General features: G+C 36.3%; 18 protein-coding genes. 15 read left to right on the top strand and 3 right to left on the bottom strand.

Annotated elements, in window-relative coordinates; genetic code table 11:
* Positions 1-4 precede the first annotated feature (4 nt).
* The gene (locus CEQ21_RS23640; RefSeq protein ID WP_185766653.1) at positions 5-394 is read right to left on the bottom strand and encodes a hypothetical protein; all 390 of its coding nucleotides are present in this window, start codon (positions 392-394) and stop codon (positions 5-7) included.
* A 108-nt stretch (positions 395-502) separates the two neighbouring features.
* On the opposite strand from CEQ21_RS23640, the gene CEQ21_RS23635 reads away from it, so the two are divergent.
* The 3 genes from CEQ21_RS23635 to CEQ21_RS23625 all read left to right on the top strand — a co-directional run bounded on the left by CEQ21_RS23635 (position 503) and on the right by CEQ21_RS23625 (position 3,343).
* Positions 503-1,060: an isochorismatase family protein gene (locus tag CEQ21_RS23635; RefSeq protein ID WP_185767399.1), complete on the top strand. Its 558-nt coding sequence runs from the start codon at positions 503-505 to the stop codon at positions 1,058-1,060.
* 25 nt (positions 1,061-1,085) lie between these two features.
* A complete protein-coding gene (locus tag CEQ21_RS23630; RefSeq protein WP_185766652.1) occupies positions 1,086-1,643 on the top strand; it encodes a hypothetical protein in 558 nt (185 codons plus the stop codon).
* A 254-nt stretch (positions 1,644-1,897) separates the two neighbouring features.
* Positions 1,898-3,343 carry a DEAD/DEAH box helicase gene (locus CEQ21_RS23625; RefSeq protein WP_185766651.1) on the top strand — a complete coding sequence of 482 codons (1,446 nt, stop codon included), beginning with the start codon at positions 1,898-1,900 and terminating at the stop codon, positions 3,341-3,343.
* A gap of 160 nt (positions 3,344-3,503) precedes the next feature.
* Here CEQ21_RS23625 and CEQ21_RS23620 read toward each other — a convergent pair whose 3' ends face one another.
* Entirely contained in the window at positions 3,504-3,764 is a 261-nt protein-coding gene (locus CEQ21_RS23620) for a phage holin family protein (protein ID WP_235907318.1), read from the bottom strand.
* A gap of 174 nt (positions 3,765-3,938) precedes the next feature.
* On the opposite strand from CEQ21_RS23620, the gene CEQ21_RS23615 reads away from it, so the two are divergent.
* The 9 genes from CEQ21_RS23615 to CEQ21_RS23575 all read left to right on the top strand — a co-directional run bounded on the left by CEQ21_RS23615 (position 3,939) and on the right by CEQ21_RS23575 (position 12,666).
* Positions 3,939-4,157 (top strand): DUF1659 domain-containing protein, encoded by a 219-nt coding sequence (locus CEQ21_RS23615; RefSeq protein ID WP_185766650.1) that lies wholly within the window; start codon positions 3,939-3,941, stop codon positions 4,155-4,157.
* Between the two features lie 30 nt (positions 4,158-4,187).
* Positions 4,188-4,403, top strand: a complete 216-nt coding sequence (locus CEQ21_RS23610) for a DUF2922 domain-containing protein (protein ID WP_185766649.1) — start codon at positions 4,188-4,190, stop codon at positions 4,401-4,403.
* A 72-nt stretch (positions 4,404-4,475) separates the two neighbouring features.
* Complete coding sequence (locus tag CEQ21_RS23605; protein WP_185766648.1) at positions 4,476-4,613, top strand: YvrJ family protein; 138 nt, start codon at positions 4,476-4,478, stop codon at positions 4,611-4,613.
* Positions 4,614-4,827: 214 nt separating this feature from the next.
* Positions 4,828-5,028 carry a cold-shock protein gene (locus CEQ21_RS23600; protein WP_185766647.1) on the top strand — a complete coding sequence of 67 codons (201 nt, stop codon included), beginning with the start codon at positions 4,828-4,830 and terminating at the stop codon, positions 5,026-5,028.
* A gap of 179 nt (positions 5,029-5,207) precedes the next feature.
* Positions 5,208-6,353 (top strand): exonuclease SbcCD subunit D, encoded by a 1,146-nt coding sequence (locus CEQ21_RS23595; RefSeq protein WP_185766646.1) that lies wholly within the window; start codon positions 5,208-5,210, stop codon positions 6,351-6,353.
* Complete coding sequence (locus CEQ21_RS23590; protein ID WP_185766645.1) at positions 6,350-9,487, top strand: AAA family ATPase; 3,138 nt, start codon at positions 6,350-6,352, stop codon at positions 9,485-9,487. The genes CEQ21_RS23595 and CEQ21_RS23590 overlap by 4 nt, the downstream gene beginning before the upstream one ends.
* 274 nt (positions 9,488-9,761) lie before the next feature.
* Positions 9,762-10,703 (top strand): C40 family peptidase, encoded by a 942-nt coding sequence (locus CEQ21_RS23585; RefSeq protein ID WP_185766644.1) that lies wholly within the window; start codon positions 9,762-9,764, stop codon positions 10,701-10,703.
* 401 nt (positions 10,704-11,104) lie between these two features.
* Positions 11,105-12,049 (top strand): response regulator, encoded by a 945-nt coding sequence (locus CEQ21_RS23580; protein ID WP_185766643.1) that lies wholly within the window; start codon positions 11,105-11,107, stop codon positions 12,047-12,049.
* A gap of 62 nt (positions 12,050-12,111) precedes the next feature.
* The gene (locus CEQ21_RS23575) at positions 12,112-12,666 is read left to right on the top strand and encodes a M15 family metallopeptidase (RefSeq protein ID WP_419181606.1); all 555 of its coding nucleotides are present in this window, start codon (positions 12,112-12,114) and stop codon (positions 12,664-12,666) included.
* A gap of 50 nt (positions 12,667-12,716) precedes the next feature.
* On the opposite strand, the gene CEQ21_RS23570 is transcribed toward CEQ21_RS23575, so the two are convergent.
* Positions 12,717-13,772 (bottom strand): M42 family metallopeptidase, encoded by a 1,056-nt coding sequence (locus CEQ21_RS23570; RefSeq protein WP_185766642.1) that lies wholly within the window; start codon positions 13,770-13,772, stop codon positions 12,717-12,719.
* A gap of 473 nt (positions 13,773-14,245) precedes the next feature.
* Here CEQ21_RS23570 and CEQ21_RS23565 point away from each other — a divergent pair, with 473 nt between their 5' ends.
* From CEQ21_RS23565 to helD, 3 genes are all read left to right on the top strand, one after another.
* Entirely contained in the window at positions 14,246-16,210 is a 1,965-nt protein-coding gene (locus tag CEQ21_RS23565) for a lipoteichoic acid synthase (protein WP_185767396.1), read from the top strand.
* Positions 16,211-16,583: 373 nt separating this feature from the next.
* A complete protein-coding gene (locus tag CEQ21_RS23560; protein ID WP_185766641.1) occupies positions 16,584-17,837 on the top strand; it encodes an MFS transporter in 1,254 nt (417 codons plus the stop codon).
* A 202-nt stretch (positions 17,838-18,039) separates the two neighbouring features.
* The gene (gene helD, locus CEQ21_RS23555; protein ID WP_185766640.1) at positions 18,040-20,358 is read left to right on the top strand and encodes an RNA polymerase recycling motor HelD; all 2,319 of its coding nucleotides are present in this window, start codon (positions 18,040-18,042) and stop codon (positions 20,356-20,358) included.
* The last annotated feature ends 11 nt before the right edge of the window (positions 20,359-20,369 follow it).

The following is a 20,369-nucleotide window of genomic DNA, read 5'->3' as shown; positions in this document are numbered from 1 at the left end:
ATCCCTAGGATAAGGTCTTTTGTCTTTTTTCTTCGTAATATCTTAATAACTCATCTATAAGGAAAAATAGAATGGAAATGGCTAAGGAAAACAAAGTGAAAAACCATAAAATAAAGAATGGGAGAAATCCAAAAAAAGCATACAATATAAAGGAAAAAGCGAACCTTCCATCTTTAAATGTATTTGTAATCTTATCTATTAGCAGGGAAATCGGGAAACCATAAAATAATAAACCACAGCCAACATAAAAGCTGTAGGTTAAAAATTCTCCAAAATAATCTTCCTGCTTAATAGTAGCCTCAGAAAACAATACATCAAGTGGTTGAAAAGCAGTAATAATAAATACAGCTACTATAAAGGTAATAAGGGAAGTGCTCAGTTTTCTTTTTATCATAATTGTTTCTCCTGAAATATTCTTTTTAATATTTTAACAGAATTTGTAAGGTTAAAGATAAATAATGTAAAATAATCGTATATAAACCTTTACAGGGGGAGAAACATGTTGAACCAAGCATTACTTATAATTGATGCACAACAAGAATTAATAGACGGTTCCGCTATAGAGAAAGGTGTACCTGAAAAAGAACTACTTATCAATAATATTAATACGGTAATTAAAAAGGCTATTGCTGCCAATGCATTAATTATATTTATTAGAGACATGGATACGGCAAATGGACAAGGGCCAGGTTTTCAAATTCATCCAGATGTGCATTTACCTGTTGACTTCCTGCTTTACGATAAAAAAGCTACAAATCCTTTTTATGACACACCGCTACTGCAAGCTTTAAATGAACACAAGGTAGGGCATATAGTAATAATGGGCTGTAAAACAGAACATTGTGTGGATGCGGCTGTAAGAACAGCAACGGTAAATCACTTTGATGTTACGCTAATTGGCGACGGGCATTCCACATCAGATTCAGCAGTCCTGACGGCTGAGCAAATCATTCTTCACCATAACGAAACATTGCATGGTCATTACAACGTCGATAACTTCTCATTAGTAAGATACACACATGAGGATGTGTTTGACCCAACTCATAATAATTATCGGTAAGATTAGTAAAAAAACGAGGTGCCATATGAAAAACAATTTCCAACTGAAAATTATGAATCAAAGTTGGCTTGATACGTCTTCAACTGAGTATGATTTATGTTCTCATGGCGAAATATATTTACAAGTGAATGATACGATTATCACTCAATCTGGTGTTGATGAGGAATGGGGAATAAGTGAATCTGCACTAGCATTATTAAGAACACTTGACGAAGACTATATTTGCAACCTAAATGAGCTGGACAAAGAGGAAGGGCTTATTTTTCATGGTTGCGGTGCCATCTTAATGATGGGCTGTCCAATTGCTATCCATTGGTCTGTGAAACATACTAATGATCAGGTGCTATTATCAGATTTCGTCAAAGTTACTACAACAAGCACTGACGAAGCTACACATTATCCGAATTTACAGATTGAATTAAATAAAGAGGATTATAAAAAACAAATACTACAGTTCGTGTTACAAGCAAAACAACTCTTTCAGACTTCACCAACAAAAGTTTTCTATGATGACTATGATAAACAGATGTACAAAGAGTTTTGGGAAGAGTATGACCAATTAATACAAAAAGCTACGATTTAATTAAATAAAAATAAACTAACACAAGAGGCTGGGACATAAATTCCAGCTCCTTTTTTATCAGCATATTGTAAAAAAAATAATAAGAATATAGGTAAAACAATTCTGACGAATAGCAATATTACTAATAATAATGGAAATAGCAGCTTTTTCAACTCTCTTTCAAGTATAATAAAAGGATATGTATATTTGCATAACCTATTTGTTAAAGAGAATCCTATATATATATCGAATAATTTAAAGAATGAGGTTTTTTTATGGGTAATAAAAGCTTTGAGAACTATCAATTAAGCGATGAAATAAAAAGAGCACTTTCTGTACTTAAATACGAGAACCCAACAGAAGTTCAAAACAAAGTAATACCACTTGCTTTAGAAAATCATGATTTAGTAGTAAAGTCTCAAACAGGTAGTGGTAAAACAGCTTCCTTTGGTATCCCTATTTGTGAAATGGTTAAATGGGAAGAAAAAAAGCCACAAGCATTAATTCTAACTCCAACAAGGGAGCTGGCAGCTCAAGTTCGGGAAGATATAACTAATATCGGCAGATTTAAACGAATTAAAGCAATGGCAGTTTACGGAAAAGAACCGTTTGCCAAACAAAAAGAAGAATTGAAGCAAAAAACCCATGTAGTTGTCGGAACACCTGGACGTGTTATGGACCATATCGAAAGAGGAACATTAGTATTAGACGAGATAAAGTATCTTGTTATTGATGAAACAGATGAAATGCTAAATATGGGCTTTATTGATGAAGTAGAAGCAATTATGGAGGAACTCCCAACAAATAGAGTAACTATGGTATTCTCTGCGACATTGCCAAAAGATGTGGAGGGCCTCTGTCATAAATATATGAAAGACCCAGTGAATATCGAAATTGCTTCAAATGAGGTAACAACTAGCACAATTGATCATCATAAAATAGAAGTAAAGCAGGAAGATAAACTATCTTTACTTAAAGAAGTAACTGTTATTGAAAATCCTGATAGCTGTATTATTTTCTGTAACACAAAAGAACACGTAGATACAGTGTTCTCCGAATTGGAAAGAGCAAATTATTCCTGTGAAAAAATTCATGGCGGATTAGAGCAAGAAGATCGGTTTGCTGTTATGGATGGCTTCAAAATGGGTAACTTCCGCTATCTTGTCGCAACAGATGTAGCGGCTAGAGGAATTGATGTCGATAATGTAACGCTAGTTATAAATTACGACATACCTATGGAAAAAGAGAGCTATGTCCATCGATCAGGAAGAACTGGTCGTGCCGGTAAAAAAGGGAAAGCCATTTCGTTTACAACGCCATATGAGGGGAAATTCCTTAAAGCAATCCAAAATTATATTGGGTTTGAGTTGACTGAAATGGAACCACCGACAAAACAGGCAGTTGCCAGCGGGCAAGCAGCTTTTGATGAAAAAATCAGTGGCCGCCGTGTGGTAAAGAATAATAAAACGGCGCGAATCAATCAAGATATTATTAAACTTCATTTTAATGGCGGGAAAAAGAAGAAAATCCGCCCAGTAGATTTTGTTGGAACGATTGCGAAGATACCTGGTGTTACGGCTGATGACATTGGCATAATTACGATTCACGATAATATGTCTTATGTAGATATTTTAAACGGTAAAGGATCATTAGTCCTCCAAGCAATGGAAAATGCAACGATTAAAGGGAAGAAGATGAAGGTTAGCAAAGCAATTAAATAAACTGGAAAAATAGCTTTCAAAGATACTTTTAATCGAAAAAAAGAATATTTTAACCATTGTTCTATCAAATAAATAATATAAAAAAGAAGGCTTGTGCTGCTGTAAGGTTCCCTATTATGGTAACTTATGCACAAGCCTTCTTTGTCTTTGAAAATAACTATTATTTTTTAAAGGGCCAGTGCGCCATCATTTGATGTCCTAATACTGCTACTCCTGTAACTAATATGCCGTTTATAATAGCTGATAGGTGAAAACCATTTGACCAAGTACCGAGAATAATAGAAAATGCCAGCAAAATCCAAATAATAAGCCAATTTGGTATCATCGGTGTTTGCTTTAGTGCATATCCTATCACCCATAGAACTGGTATAAAAATATAATAATTTTCATTAATATATGCCTTTAACAATTCCAATTCCATGTTGCTTCCCTCCAATAGATCCTTTAATAATATATTCTATGAAATAGTGTTTTCATATGTATGTTCGCATACCTAAAGTTAGCGTTTGTTTTCATATACATTTTTTTCTATAATCTTTCCCTGTCCATTTTATCGTTTCTTTTCTATATAGAAGGGGAAAGGAGGTGATGGAAAATGGCACAATCACTATTGAAAGAGACTAGCATTAAGTTATATTTTCAAAATGGTGTGAAGGAAAACGGTGACCCACAGCTTATCAGTAAAACCTTTAATCTAGTTAAGGCAACAGCTGCTCCAGACCAAATTCTCCAAGCTGCAGATTCAATTGAATCAATAGTAAAATTCCCTGTTCATTCTGTGACCAAGCATGAGAGCTATGATATTACGAGATAATCTAAGTTAAAAAAATAGGAGGTGTAATAGATGACAAAAACTCTGGAATTAACCTTTATTGCTGCAAACGGAAAACAATCCAAACTAACATTGGGGGAACCTATAGAGCCAATTGACATGGAAACGATGAAAACCGCTATGGACACCATTATTGCTGCAGATGTTTTGACAACTGCTAATGGTGACTTAGTTTCTGCTAAGGGTGTGCGTGTAATTGACCGAAATGTAACAGAATACGAACTATAAGCAGAAAAGGGGACAGTTTTTTCTGCTGTCCCTTTTAATAAGTTGGTTATTAAATAATAAAGGAGTTATAACATGGCTGAATGGATTTCATTTATCAGCGAAGCAGGGTTTCCAATCGTCGTATGCTTGTATCTGTTATATCGGATTGAAACCAGACTAGATCAGATGATTCTATCAATTGATAGTTTGCCAGAAAGAATGAAGAGATAAAATGCATGAATACCCGACTAATTATCTGAAAAATGAAAGGGTTTTCTATTGACAATAATAACTAAAAATGTTAAATTTACATTAACCGTTAGGTAACGTATTTAAGTGTTACTGCCTATTTTCATAGTTTTAAAGATTGGCAATCGTAATTAAAATGCGGTATAAAATGGTAATTTTGAGTAAAGCTTTTTTTAGCTTATAGGAGGATATTTTCATGAACAACGGTAAAGTAAAATGGTTTAACGCAGAAAAAGGATTCGGATTTATTGAGCAAGATGGCGGAAATGATGTATTTGTACATTATTCTGCAATTCAAACAGAAGGCTTTAAGTCTTTAGAAGAAGGACAAGAAGTTGAATTTGAAGTAGTTGAAGGCGCACGTGGCCCACAAGCTTCTAATGTCGTAAAAAAATAATGTACTAACATAAATAAAGGGGATGCCTATTAATCGGGCATCCCCTTTTGGCGTTTTTTGGAATCGTCAAAACTTACCTCCATTCCATACTTAATAGTTTGTTATAATGATAAATAGTCTCAATGCTTATGTAGAAATAATCAACATTATATATTATTTATTTTTTTGAGGTGATAGATTTGAAATTTATTCATACTGCAGATTGGCATCTTGGAAAGCTAGTACATGGTCTTTATATGACAGAGGACCAAAGACATATGCTTAATCAATTCGTAGAACTTGTAAAAACAGAACAGCCAGACGCTGTTATCATTGCCGGTGATTTATATGACCGCTCCATACCACCAACAGATGCAGTGAACTTGCTTGATGAAATCCTTTATACCATCAACGTAGAACTGAATATTCCAATCCTTGCTGTATCAGGAAATCACGACAGTGCGGAAAGACTGTCATTTGGAAGCTCATGGTATAAACAGAATAAGTTTTACTTAAATGGAAAAATAGAAAACAGTCTTACGCCAGTTAATATGAATGGCGTTAACTTTTATTTAGTTCCTTATAGTGAGCCCGTAACGGTAAGAGAATTTCTTGGCGATGCATCCATAGTTAGTCATCATGATGCAATGAAAGCAGTTGTTGGCAAGATAGAAGATCAACTTAATGTGAATGAGCCCAATATTTTAATCGGACATAGTTTTGTTCTTGGCGGAAAAACATCTGACTCCGAAAGAGTCCTGTCTGTTGGAGGTTCAGGATGTGTGGGAGCAGAACTATTTGCACCATTTTCTTATACCGCTTTAGGTCATCTTCATAGTCCTGATGCCATTAATCATCCTACTGTTAAGTATTCTGGTTCATTAATGAAATATTCCTTCTCAGAAGCAAAGCAACGAAAATCAGTTTCGATTATTGAAGTAGATGAAAAAGGGTCTTTCACAGAGCGATATCATTCCTTTACACCAAAAAAGGATATGAGAGAGCTTGAAGGATATATGGACGAGTTACTTGATCCAGCCTTTTATAACAAGCAAAAAATTGACGACTATTTAAAAGTTACAATATTAGATGAGGGTGCAATTCTTGATCCTATTCAGAAGCTGAGACAGGTTTATCCAAATGTGCTGCATCTGGAACGAAAATTGGAAAATATCGACAAGAAGAAAAAAACATCTCTAGAAGAAAAAGATCATAAGCGCAAAACAGAATTGGATTTATTTATGTCCTTTTATGAAGAAATGACAACTGCTGATTTCACAGAGGAAAAACGAAACATAATCAGCAATGTTATCGACAAAGTCAGAAGGGAGGAGGCATTGAAATGAGACCGCTGAAATTAACGATGCAAGCATTTGGACCATATGCTAAAACAGAAACAATTGATTTTACAAAGCTCGGAACGCGGACAATGTTTGTGATTTCTGGTAAAACAGGAGCAGGTAAAACAACTATTTTTGATGGAATCAGCTATGCAATATATGGAAAAGCAAGTGGAGAAGACAGAAATGGTCCAGAACTGAGAAGTCAGTTTGCCGCAGATTCTTTATTAACAGAAGTTAGCCTTGATTTCAAGCTAAGAGACAAGCGCTATTTAATCACAAGATCGCCACAGCAAGACAAAAAGAAAGAAAGAGGCGATGGCTTCACGACAATCGGTGCTAAAGCAGAGCTGTATGTTTATGATGAAATCGGAGAATTAAAAAATATCGCTTCCTCCATAAGAGATGTGGAGGAAAAAATCAAAGAGATCATGCAAATAGACAGTAATCAATTTAGGCAGATTCTGATGATTCCCCAAGGTGAATTTAGAAAGCTTTTGACTTCTGACAGTAAGGAGAAGGAAGCAATTCTCCAAAAGCTCTTCCACACAGAAATTTATAAATACATGGAAGATAAGCTTAAGGATCAATCCTCTGAGCTGAAGAGAAATGTGGAACAGCAGCTGTTGCTGAGAAAATCTGCCTTAGCCAATATCTCAAGTGTGTTTGTCGAGGAGCTTTACAACCTGATAAAAGACGGAAATGATAACGATGTTGTTCTATTGCCTTTGCTTGAAAAAGAAATTGAGATGATGGGGCAAAAATCGCAAGAGTTAAAGACTGAGTTAGACAAAAAGAATAAGGAACGAGATGATCTTAATAATAAAGTGTTTGAGGCTGAGGCTGTATTAAAGCAAATGAAGCTGAAGAACGAACTGAAGCTGCAAAAGGATAAGCTTGAGGAACAGCGTGAAATAGTGAATGCTAATGAAAAAGCAGCACTTCTCGCCCAAAAAGCTGCAATGCTCACACAGCAGGAGGAAATATGTCATCATTTGAAAAAGCAGCTGGACAAGTGCGAGCAGGAAAAAGAGCAATTAGCCGTAATGTTGGAGAAAATTGCGGAAAACATAGTATTAGCTGAAAAGGCTTTTGAACGTGAAGCAGATAAAGAGCCGGAAAGAAAAGAGCTGTCCAACTATATTTCCTTTTTGAAAACCATTCAGAAAGATGTGGAACAATTTGCAATGCTAGAGGATGCTGTTGCAAAAACTTCTGCGAAAATAATAGAGCAGGAAGCAAACAAGCAATCTATTGTAAAAAACAAGGAACAGCACGAAAAGGATTTGCTGCGATATAAGGAAATCAGATTGGAGCTTGAGAGCAGCAAAATCACATTTATAGAAAATAAGGGACTGTTGGCAGATAAAAAGCATGTGCTGGAAAAGCTTGATAAACAAATTTCAATCGAAACAAAACTAGCAGAACAAACAAAAATAGCTGGCAAGAAAAAGGAACTTACAGAAAATATTCTTGCCCGTTTTAAGGATGCAAAATCTCTAGTGGAAAAGCTTGAAAACGATTGGTATACTGGACAGTCCTACCATTTATCCTTAAGCCTGGAACAAGATGCACCATGTCCTGTTTGCGGCAGTAAGCATCACCCTGCCCCTGCAAGCAGCAATAGTGTTAATATCCCGTCACAGGAAGATATAAATTACGCCAAAGGTGATGCAGCTGCCATTGAGAAGCAAAAGCATACAGCAGAAACAGAATTAGTTCAAATAAATTCTCAAATAAGCTTTTTAGCAGAACAGCAAGAAATAGGCAGTAAAGAGCTGCAATCGATAAGAGCAGATGCTGCCAATTGGTCTGCTGTTGAGATGAAGCAAGTAGTTGCTCGTGAGATAGAGGAGCTTGAGCAAGCACAGCGAAGCCTTGGAGAGGCAGCAAGCAAGCTTGAAAGGTTAGATAAAGCAACAGTTGAATTGCAACAGGCAATTGAATTAAACAATGCCCAGCTTGAAAAGGCAATAGAGCAAAGCCATCAACTGATTCTCAATAGGACAGAATTGGAATCTGCGCTTAACACGAAGAAAAATGCCGTTCCAGAAAATCTACGTAATAGCGAAAGCTTTAAACGGGAATTCGCTGCATCTCAGTCGAAATTTGTAAAATTAGAGGATTTGTATAGCAAATCACACGCAGCACTCCAAGAACTTAAGACGAAGCAGCAGAAGGAACTTGGTATAATGGAAGGCTTGGAAAAACAGCATAGCGACATTGCGGCAAATCTTCAAACAGAACGGAAAATTTTCTTGGAAAAAATGACAAGTGAGGGTTTTGGCACGTATGGACAATTTCATCAAGCAAAGCTGCCTGCTGGTGAAATTGAAGCACTGCTGAACAGCATCCAGCAATATAAAGAACAATATCGTTCCATTTCAGATCGATACAGCGACTTAGAGGAAATACTACGCGATGTGAAGACACCAGATATGGACTCGCTATTAGCACAACGAAAAGTATTTGATGAAGAAATTGCTGATATGCAGCAGGAACATACAAACCTGCTGATTAAAGAAAAGGACAATAAAGAAATACTGGCTAAGGTAAAGAAAATTAACAGCGATATGAAAGAGCTGGAGGAAAGCTATAAGCTTATTGGCCATTTATACGACATTACTAGAGGACAAAACACATATAGAATGACGTTTGAAAGATATGTTTTAGCAGCATTTTTAGATGATATTTTACAGGAAGCTAACAGCAGGCTTGTGAAGATGACAAGTGGAAGATACAATCTTATCAGAAAAAAAGACCGTTCTAAAGGAAATGTACAAAGTGGATTAGAGCTGCTTGTTTTTGACCAATATACTGGCCAAGAAAGACATGTGAAAACATTATCTGGTGGTGAAAGCTTTAAAGCTGCCTTGTCATTGGCGTTAGGCTTAGCAGATGTGGTTCAGTCATATGCCGGCGGAGTCTCATTAGAAACGATGTTTATTGATGAAGGCTTTGGCACATTGGACCCGGAATCATTGGATCAAGCAATTGAAACATTAATGGAAATACAAAGTACAGGCAGACTGGTCGGAATTATTTCACATGTTCCTGAATTAAAGGAAAGAATAGATGTGCAATTAGAAGTAATCTCAGGCCAAAACGGCAGCACGACGCAATTTCATCATTTATTTTAATAGATTGTAATCCTTTAGGATCATTATGTCTAAAGGATTACTTTTTTTGTTTCACGCTTCCATTCTTTTATATGGAAACAGATGATTGTTATGGAAAAAAACTAGGCTTATTATACTGTGTTTAATAGGTATTTATTCGTAAATGTTGTTTTTTAAAATTGAAAAGGAAAAATGGTCCAATTAATCCAGCTTTTATGCATAGGAATCTAGCAAGCTAGTTATTAGAATAAGAGGCAGAGACAATACAACACACACAAAAGGAGAATGCCACTACATGAAAAAACAGCTGCTAACTGTTTGTGCAACTGCAACGATTATTTTTGCCGGATTTCAGACAACTGCAAGTGCTCATGAAAAGAAATATGTTGTAAAATCAGGTGATAGTTTATCTAAGATTTCTGCTGCCAATAATATTTCAGTTGCTGACCTTACGGCGTACAATAAATTGACTAGTACTGTGATTAAGATTGGACAAGAATTAACCTTGCTTCCGAACCATATCCATTATACAGTCAAGAGCGGAGATGCTCTGTCGAAAATTGCGGTAGCATATAATACAACTGCTGCGAAAATTAAAGAATGGAACAAATTAACGAGTGATACCATTAAAGTTGGTCAATCGTTGCTGATTGTTACATCTAATAGTTCAGCAAGCACAACTGCGGCTTCATCTACTGTAACCTACAAAGTAGCTAGCGGTGATTCCTTATGGTCCATTTCATCAAAGTTTAACATTACAGTAGACCAGTTAAAAACATGGAATAATATGGCCACTAATACAATCTACGTGGGACAAGTCCTAAATGTAAAAGCACCTGTTTCAGGTGGTACAACTGCTGCACCAACGCAAAACAAAGCTTCCAAAGCAGCTGCTTTGATTGCAGAAGCACAAAAATACATTGGTGTTCCATATGTATGGGGTGGAAGTACTCCATCAGGATTTGACTGCAGTGGGTTTATTAATTATGCCTATAGCAAAGTAGGCTTATCCATTTCAAGAACTGTTGCTACAATGTGGAGCTCTGGGACTGCAGTCTCAACACCAGAAGTAGGAGATATTGTGTTTTATGAAACAACGTCAGGTCCTTCTCATGCAGGTATTTACATGGGGAATAATAAGTTTATTCATGCAGGATCATCGACAGGTGTTACTATAACAGATATGAGTAATTCCTACTGGAAAAGCCGTTATTTAGGTGCGAAATCATTCTTTTAATAGTTATGAGAACTCCTTTCTATATCAGCATGCTTTATTGCACACGTTCTACACATTTTGCTAATAAAGAAAGAAGCTTTCAATAGTAAGACGGGCATGGGGCATTTATCATGAGAGTGATATTTAGCACATGCCCTTTATTTATTCCCTGTTATAATGAACAGGAAGCAAGAATACCTATCATCTGAATAATGCGAAAAATAAAAAAAAACCCTAAAAATGAAAATTTGTAGTACTATTTTGATAAAAAGCGACTTATATGATATTCCTTGCTTTGTAATAAGTTTGTGCGAGTGAAATAAGGAATATACAGTTTAAGTGTTTATTTGGGCTACGGTTAGAAGTGCTGACAGCTGAAATTTCTAATCATTTTTTAGTAAAATGGAAAAAGGGGCATAATAATGAGATTTTTTTTAGTGGATGATGATGGAGCAGTTCGTTCTGTATTAAAGCATATCATAGAAGGTGACAAGCTAGGAACGGTAGTTAGTGAAGCTGAGACAGGGTGTCAGGTAACAAGCAATGTTCTTAGTTTTTATGATATTGATATCGTCATCATGGATTTGCTGATGCCGGACAGTGATGGGATAGAAACAATAAAATCTTGGAACGGTGAGTTTAAAGGAAAAGTAATCATGCTTTCCCAAGTTGAAGCAAAAGAACTAATTGGTGCTGCGTATACGCAAGGTGTCGACTATTATGTAACAAAACCGATTAATAAAAAAGAATTGGTTGCCGTTATCCATAAGGTGATGCAAACGATACAGCTTGAAAAAACTGTAAATGATATTAGACGCTCTCTAAATGGGTTAATGATCACACATAAGCAGGACATACAGAGCAATGGTGTTGCTCAAGCAGGTACTAAAATTGTCGAATCTGCAGAGTTTTTGTTGTCGGAACTTGGTATAATAGGAGAAAACGGCAGTAAAGATTTGCTGGAAATGGTGGAATACTTGTATGAGCATGAAATAAATGATGGGTTTGACCTTCATTTTCCTTCATTGAAAGAGCTGTTTGAAAAGCTCTCCGTAATGAGATTGGGAGATACAGCTTCATCTTTAGAATTGAATCGAGAAACAAAAGCAAGTGAACAGCGTGTGAGAAGAGCAATCAACCAATCAATCACACATTGGGCAAACATTGGTTTAAGTGAGTCAACAAATGGTAAATTTGAAAACTACGCAACAAAGTTTTTTGACTTTTCTACGATAAGATGTAAAATGACAGAACTGCGTAATGAAGAATTAATTTCTCCAAAGCAAGTCAAAATCCATACTAAAAAGTTCATTCAAGTTTTATACTTTGAAGCGAAAAAACTTGCTTCCTTAGATATATATAAATAGACGGTTATGGTTTTCGAACAGGCTTTTGCAAGTATATTATAGAAGAAATAGGGAGAGATTCATTGAAGAAGACACCAAAACGAAAGCGAAGGAATGTTGCTAGCTTCCTTCTAGTTTGTTTAATATTATCTATTTTTGTTATCGCTTATTGGAAAGAAGGGCAAAAATCGGACCTGCAACATGATATTCCAATGCCAACAGAGCTTAATGACACAGTTGCCGATAAACGAGATGAGCTGATAAGCTTAGCTGCTGATAAGGGTATTAATATAATTATAACCGCGGATTTCAGAAGCTCTAAGGAACAGGATGAGCTATATGCGCAAGGAAGAACAGCATCTGGTGATGTCGTCACAAATGCAAAGGGCGGAGAGTCTTATCACAATTATGGTCTCGCGATTGATTTTGCGCTCATGAATCTTAATGGGGAAGTTATTTGGGACATGGAATATGATGGCAATGGCAATGCCAAAAGTGACTGGTCGGAAGTTGTCGAAATCGCAAAGTCATTAGGATTTGAGTGGGGCGGCGATTGGATCAGCTTTAAGGATTACCCCCATTTCCAAATGGACTTCGGGTTAAGTATTGATGATCTCCAAAATGGTGAACGCCCATAAAAAAACAGCAGCAAAAGTTAATTGCCGCTGTTTTTTTGTATATAGATATTTTAGGTAAGCATATCACTCCATACATAAGCATAAATCAAGTTTGCTGTTGCTTCAATAGATGTAAAATGAGTTCTTTCATAAGCATGAGAAGAATCAATTCCAGGGCCAATCAGTCCATGAATAATATCATGACCAGATCTTATGGCAGCAGAAGCGTCTGAACCATAATATGGATAGATATCAAGCTGATAAGGGATGTTGTTGTCGGCTGCAAGTTTAACAAGCTTTTTGCGCAAGCCAAGATGATAGGTACCGCTCGCATCCTTCACACAAATGGAAACAGTATACTCATCTGTAGATTGTCCATCTCCCATTGCCCCCATATCAACTGCTAAATATTCGACCGTTTCTAAAGGGATATTTGAGTTTCCGCCGTAACCAATTTCTTCATTATTGGAAATGAGGAAATGTGTAGTATATGGAATTTGTTCAGTTGAAGCCTTTAAGGCCTGCATCACTTCAAGCAGAATTGCAACACTTGCTTTATCGTCTAAATGCCGTGATTTAATAAAACCGGATTTAGTTAATTCAACTCTTGGATAGAAGGAAACAAAGTCACCAACAGCAATGCCAAGCTGCTTGACATCCTCTGCAGAAGCGACGCGCTCATCAATGCGGACCTCCATATTAGCCTGATTTCTTTCCGTCTTGCTTGCTTCTTTGTATACATGAACAGATGCTTGATGAAGCAGAATTGTACCAGTATAAACGTCTCCGTTTGATGTTTCGATCAGGCAATTTTCCCCTTCAATACTGTTATAGGTAAAACCACCTATTAAATCAAGGCGAAGTCGGCCGTTAGCCTTGATTTCCTTTACCATCGCTCCCAATGTATCAACATGTGCTGTCAGCATTCTTTGCTTGTCAGCGCTTTTGCCTGGAATTGTTGCAATAAGCCCGCCTTTATTATTCCTTCTCGTTTCAATTCCTTCTGCTGTTAATTGGTCTTCTATGTATTTAATAATATTTACTGTGTTGCCTGAAGGGCTGCTGATGTTCAGTAAGCTCTCCAATGACTGCAAAAACTCAGTTTGCTTCAATTTAATCATGCTCATTTCCTCCTGTTTGGTTTCACCTATATTATACTTGAAAAGAAAAGGGCAAACAAAGTTTGAGGAATTGGACTCTTATAAAGAAAGGTAAACGGTATTATTTATATAAAGATTTTGATTCTTTTTACTTATAGTTTTTGACTAGCATTTTTTTTGTAATTAATGTAAGATGGGTTTAATTTGAAGAATTTATATGCTTTTTGTAAACACTATGTGGAGGTTATATGTGGAAATGGAGGCATATTTATTTATTTCTCTTTGAATCATCCTGTGATATAATTTAAAACGTTATTTTGAAATGTAAAGGCAAAACACATCTCGATTATGGCGAATCTTGGCTTTTACTAAAACAGGAATTTAAAACAAAAAACTATAAAACTAAAAATGGCTTTATGTGAAAGCCGATGAAAAATCAGTAGGATTTTTTGCTAAAACTTGAATTGAGGTGAATTTGATTGAAAGGTACAGCAGAATTAATGAAGAAATTTTTCTCTAAACATTCTTCTTTCTTTTTAATCGCCATTATTTTATTTTGGATGAAAACGTATATTGCTTACAAGGTTGAGTTCAGCCTTGGCGTTGAGGGTGCACTTCAGCAGTTCCTTTTGTTCTTAAACCCGTTAAGCTCTGCCTTGTTCTTTATTGGACTTGCTTTGTTCATTAAGGGGAAGGCTCAATCAATTATGATTGTTGTCATCAGCGGAATCATGTCCGCATTGCTTTATGCTAATATCGTTTATTACCGCTTCTTTACAGACTTTATCACTGTTCCTGTTGTTATGCAGGTTAAGGTGAATGGCGGACAGCTTAGCGACAGTATAAATTCGCTAATGCGTTTTACCGATATTCTTTATTTCCTTGATGTCATCGTACTAATAGTATTGCTGGCAACGAAGGTTTATAAACCTAAAGTTCAAAAAAATCGCCGAGCCGCTAAATCTGTATTCGCATTAGCAATCCTTGTGTTTATCATTAACCTTGGCCTTGCAGAAGCAGATCGTCCACAGCTTTTAAGCAGATCATTTGACCGCAACTACTTAGTTAAATATCTGGGTGCATACAACTTCACAGTCTATGATGTCGTGCAAAATGCTCGCTCTGAAAGCCAACGAGCTCTTGCGGACAGCAGTGACATTACAGAGGTTCAAAACTATATTAATGCCAATTTTGCTGAGCCAAATTCCGTTTATTATGGAGAGGCAGAAGGAAAAAATGTCGTTTATATCTCACTTGAATCACTGCAAAGCTTTATCATTAATTACAAGCTAAATGGTGAAGAGGTAACACCGTTCTTGAATTCTCTTGTAGGTAAACAAGACACACTTTACTTTGAGAATTTCTTCCACCAAACAGGTCAGGGTAAAACATCTGATGCTGAATTTATGATGGATAATTCCTTGTACGGGATGTCACAAGGGTCTGTTTTTGTTAATAAAGCACAAAACACATTACAATCTGCTCCAGCTATCCTGAAAACAAAGGGTTATGTGTCTGCAGCTTTCCATGGTAACTACAAGACATTCTGGAACAGAAACGAAATGTATAAATCAATTGGATATGATTATTTCTTTGATGCAGAATACTATGACATGTCTGAAGAAAACACAAAGAACTACGGGATGAAAGATATTCCTTTCTTCAAGGAAAGTATGCCGTTATTGGAATCACTTCAACAGCCGTTTTATGCGAAGTTCATAACATTGTCTAACCACCATCCATTTGAAATGGATGAAGGGGATACAGATTTCCCTGCTGGTGACTTTGGCGATTCCGTTGTTAACGATTATTTCCAATCAGCACATTATCTTGACGAGTCTATTAAGGAATTCTTCAGCTACTTGAAGGAATCAGGTCTGGATGACAATACTATGGTTGTAATGTATGGAGACCACTACGGAATTTCTGAAAACCACAATACTGCAATGGCGAAGGTAATGGGGGTTGATGAAATAACACCATTAATGAATTCTCAATTGCAACGTGTTCCATTGTTTATCCATGTTCCTGGCATGGAAGGCAAGGTTGTCAGCGAGTATGGCGGTGACGTCGATGTTATGCCGACAGTTCTTCATTTGTTAGGTGTTGATACGAAGGACTATCTGCAAATTGGATCTGATTTGCTATCAAAAGATCATCGTGAAACAATTCCTTTCCGTAACGGAGATTATGTATCACCGACAGTAACAAAAATCGGAGATAATTGCTATGATACAAACAATGGTGATTTATTAGATGCTGCTCAATGTACGAAGCAAGCTGAAAATGCTGCTGCAGAGCTGCAAACATCTGATTCAATCGTAAGTAAAGACTTACTTCGTTTCTATACACCAAAAGGATTCACACCGATTAATCGAGACGATTACAGCTATGTAAAAAACGGTGATGACTCCACAACTGACCCTGCAACAGATACAAAATCAGAAACAGAAACTGGCGAATAATAAGAAGCTGCTTACCAACTCGGTAAGCAGCTTTTCTTTTGCCTGCAAATCGGTGAGCCGCAGCAGTGAAATTTCATATGAAAAGGGCTAAAACCAAATTGCATCACAGTTAAAGTGTTCCTATCACGTTAATATCAATTTATTTATCCGGAATTTAAAGCTCCTTTTTTAAAAACTAAAACGAGCTTTTTTATTCAATAAACGACCTGTTTAACAGCGAAAAAAAAGTACTGTAAATTTTCAAAAAAAAGCTTGTAACCGCTAATAGAAGGGAGTAATATTACTATTGGAAAAAAGTTCAGAATTCGAAATAATTTTCGTATTATTCGGTTAACAATGAAAATAAGAATAAAAAAGGATGGATGATTAACAAATGGATGAGCACGAACAGGTAAATAGTGTTAATGAAAAATGGAGCATTAAGAATGGTGTTTACACAACATTAATTCTTAATATATCTAATAATTATTTTCCTCTTTTCGCTATAAGTGTTCTTGGTGTTTCGAATTATGAGCTCGGCTTAATTGGATCATTGCCGCAATTTGTTGGGATGTTTGCAATGATTCTCGGTTCCATCATTATGAATAAGCTTCAAAGTAAAAAGATGTTTACAGTGTATTCTTTTCTGATGGCAAGAATATTTTTACTTGCCATGGCGCTTGTTGTTTTTCTGCCTGATTCTATGCAAAGCTGGACATTCATTTTGCTTGTAGCACTGATGAATTTACCGTTTTCCTTTGCCAATCTAAGCTGGCAAGCATTGATTGCAGATATCGTTTCAGAGCAGAGAAGAAATGTGTTTTTTAGTACACGTAATAAAGTGATGACCGTTGTAGCAATGATTTCAACCTTCATTGTCGGTTTATTCCTGCAGTTATTTGACGCAGGTAATCCTTTGCCATACCAGCTGTTATTTATATTCGCTTTTATATGTGGGTTATTAGAAATAACCTATTTAAAAAAACATATTGAACCACAAAAGGAAAGAGTGGCAGCTAGTAAGAGTACTTTGTTCGGCTTGTCTGTTTTTAAGCATAAACCTTTTTTATATTTTCTTTTATGCAGCCTGTTTTTTAATTTTGCTTGGCAAATGTGCTGGTCACTGTTCAGCATTTATCAAATCAAGTACGCTGGAGCAACAGGATTATGGGTAAGTCTTTTTGCGGTAGCCAATTCAATAGGACAAATTGTCAGCTTTAAATGGTGGGGAAGGATGGCAGAAAAGCATAGCCATTCTAAAATGCTTGTTCTCGTTTCAATAGGAATGGCAACTACTCCGTTTATGACGGTGCTGTCGACTAACCTGCCGTATATTGTTGCTGTCAATTTGTTGGCAGGGCTGTTCGTTTCCGGAACTGTATTGTTGTTGTTCAATCAGCTATTAGACAGTACAAAAGAGGAATCCAGAAGTCAAAGCATTTCTAATTACAATATCTTGTTGGCACTCGTCGCATTTGCGGCACCACAGTTCGGTGTTGTTTTGCTGGAAATGACGAATATATATAGTGCAATGAATATTTCATCTGTTATGCGGGCGTTAAGTGGTGTATCTTTCTTTGCTTACTACGTATACTTAAAAAGAAAGGATACACTTCCTTTGAAAAGCAAAGTGGCAAAGATCGGATAAGGTATTATCGTCTTTAAGAAAACATAAAAAATCCCATGCTAATAAAGCATGGGATGATTTTATAGATATGTAATTGTGTTTATGGTATACTTGAAAAGTTATAAATATTAACATTCGTAAAATATTTATAATAACCTAATATTATACTATCATAAAAATTCCTGCTTGTCAAATAGTAACGTACAAGGAGTGGTAAAAAAACATGAGCAAAAAGGACCTAGAAGAGATTTCAAAAGAACAGCAAAGAGCAAATATGGTCATTCAGGAAATTAGCAAAAAAATAAATAAATTAGAAATGAATAAAAAAGATGTTGGCGGTGATGCAGGGCATCTTCGTGAAACGTTCTGGGAAGATGTAACAGTTAACTTTGATGAACCGGATGATGTGCTCGAAACGCATATAAGTCTCAGACAGCAGGCAGAGCTATTAGGCGAACGCGAGCGAAATATCGGGCTAATACATAAACAGTTAAAAACGTTAGAGAAATTAAAGTATTCACCGTATTTTGGAAGGATTGACTTTAAGGAAGAACAGGAGGATGCGGAGGCAATATATATAGGGATAACGTCTTTTATGGATCAAAATGATGAAAATTTCTATATTTACGATTGGAGAGCACCTATTTCAAGTGTTTATTATGACTATTCACCAGGTGATGCCTCTTACAAGACACCAGAAGGGAAAATTGACGGTGAACTTCTGTTAAAAAGACAATTTCTAATCAGAGAAGGGAAAATTCTTAATCTCTTTGATACAGGTGTTACAATCGGTGATGAACTGCTGCTTGAGGTGCTTGGGACAAATGCTAGTTCGATGATGAAAAGCATTGTAGCGACAATTCAAAAGGAACAGAATAAAATCATCCGTAATGAAACAAGTAAATATTTAATTGTCCAGGGCGTGGCAGGGAGCGGAAAAACCTCTGCAGCACTGCAAAGGGTCGCATTTTTGTTATACAGACATCGTGATACGCTTAAATCTGATAACATTATGCTCTTTTCGCCAAACCCATTATTCAACAGCTATGTATCGACAGTGCTGCCAGAGCTTGGGGAAGAGAATATGCAGCAGACAACATGGCATGAATATATTCTTAATAGGGTCGGGAAATCATTTGATGTAGAAGATCCTTTTGCTCAGTTAGAAGCACTTCTTTCTGATGAGGATGAACAAAGCAGTAAGCTTCGTCTAGCAGCTATTCAATATAAAAGCAGTCTTGCATTCAAGGAGCATCTGGATGAATTCATGGAGGGTTTATCAAAGAATGGTATTGTGTTTAAAAATATTACCTTCCGCAAGAAGGTGCTGATTTCGAAAGAGGAATTAGCAAGGAAATTCTATGAGTTGGATGATCACATCACCATTCCAAATCGGATGCAGAGCTTAAAGGATTGGGCCCAATCAGAGATGAGAAAGCATGCTAAAGCAGAAAGAAAACAGTCTTGGGTCGAAGAGGAAATGATGCTGCTTGATAAGGAAGATTATTTAAGTGCCTTTAAAGCAGCCCAGAAAAATAACGGTGATGACGATGAATTTGCTTACTTTGATAAGGAAGAAGTTGTTCTTCGGAAGGTTATTGTGAATAAGCGTTTCAAGTCTATTTATAAGGGCATTAAAAATTTGCGATTTATTGATTATGGGCAAATATACAAAAATGCCTTTGACAAAAGACCAGATGAGCTGTCAGGTGATAAGTGGACCAGCCTGGTGAATTCGACTATTGTTAATCTCGAGCAGAGGATTTTATGGAATGAGGATGCGACAGCATTCGCTTATTTAAAGGATATGCTGGAGGGGAAAAAAGCAAGTACAGGTATTCGGCAAGTATTTATAGATGAGGCACAGGATTATTCAGCATTCCAAATAAGCTATATAAAGAAGCTCTTCCCATACAGCAAAATGACTTTTTTAGGTGACTTAAATCAAGCTATCTTTGCACATGGAAATGATGAGTTTTTAAGAGATGGATCGGATGAAGATGTGGAGAAAATAACGTTAACAAAAAGCTATCGTTCCACTAGTGAAATTATTGAATTCACAAGAAGCATGGCACATAATGGTGATGAAATAGAGCCGTTTAACCGTCATGGAAATAAGCCGTTGGTTATAGAAGTACCTAATGAAAAAACGATTTTGGCCCATATTGAAGAAGATTTGCAGCATTTAAAGGAAAGTGGTAATAAAACCATCGCCATTATATGCAAAACACAAAAGGAAAGCATCGAAGTGTATGAATCGTTAAAAGGCTCTGGTGGTGTCCGTTTATTGGAAAAGGGAACAATCTCTTATGAAAAGGGAATATCAGTAGTTCCTGCCTATTTAGCAAAGGGAATTGAGTTCGATGCTGTTATTTTATATAATAGCTCGGTTTATGTGAATGAAATGGAAAAAGAGCTGTTCTACACGGCATGCACAAGAGCGATGCATGAGCTTTATGTATATAAGCAAGAAAATATTCCTAATCCGTTCTTAGATAATATTGATAAAGAAGCATTTAGGTTGAAAAAAATATCAAATTAGCGTTCTTTTGC

This window comes from Niallia circulans (assembly GCF_007273535.1).
Lineage (GTDB): Bacteria > Bacillota > Bacilli > Bacillales > Cytobacillaceae > Niallia > Niallia circulans_B.
This window is presented reverse-complemented; position numbering and strand designations above follow the sequence as displayed.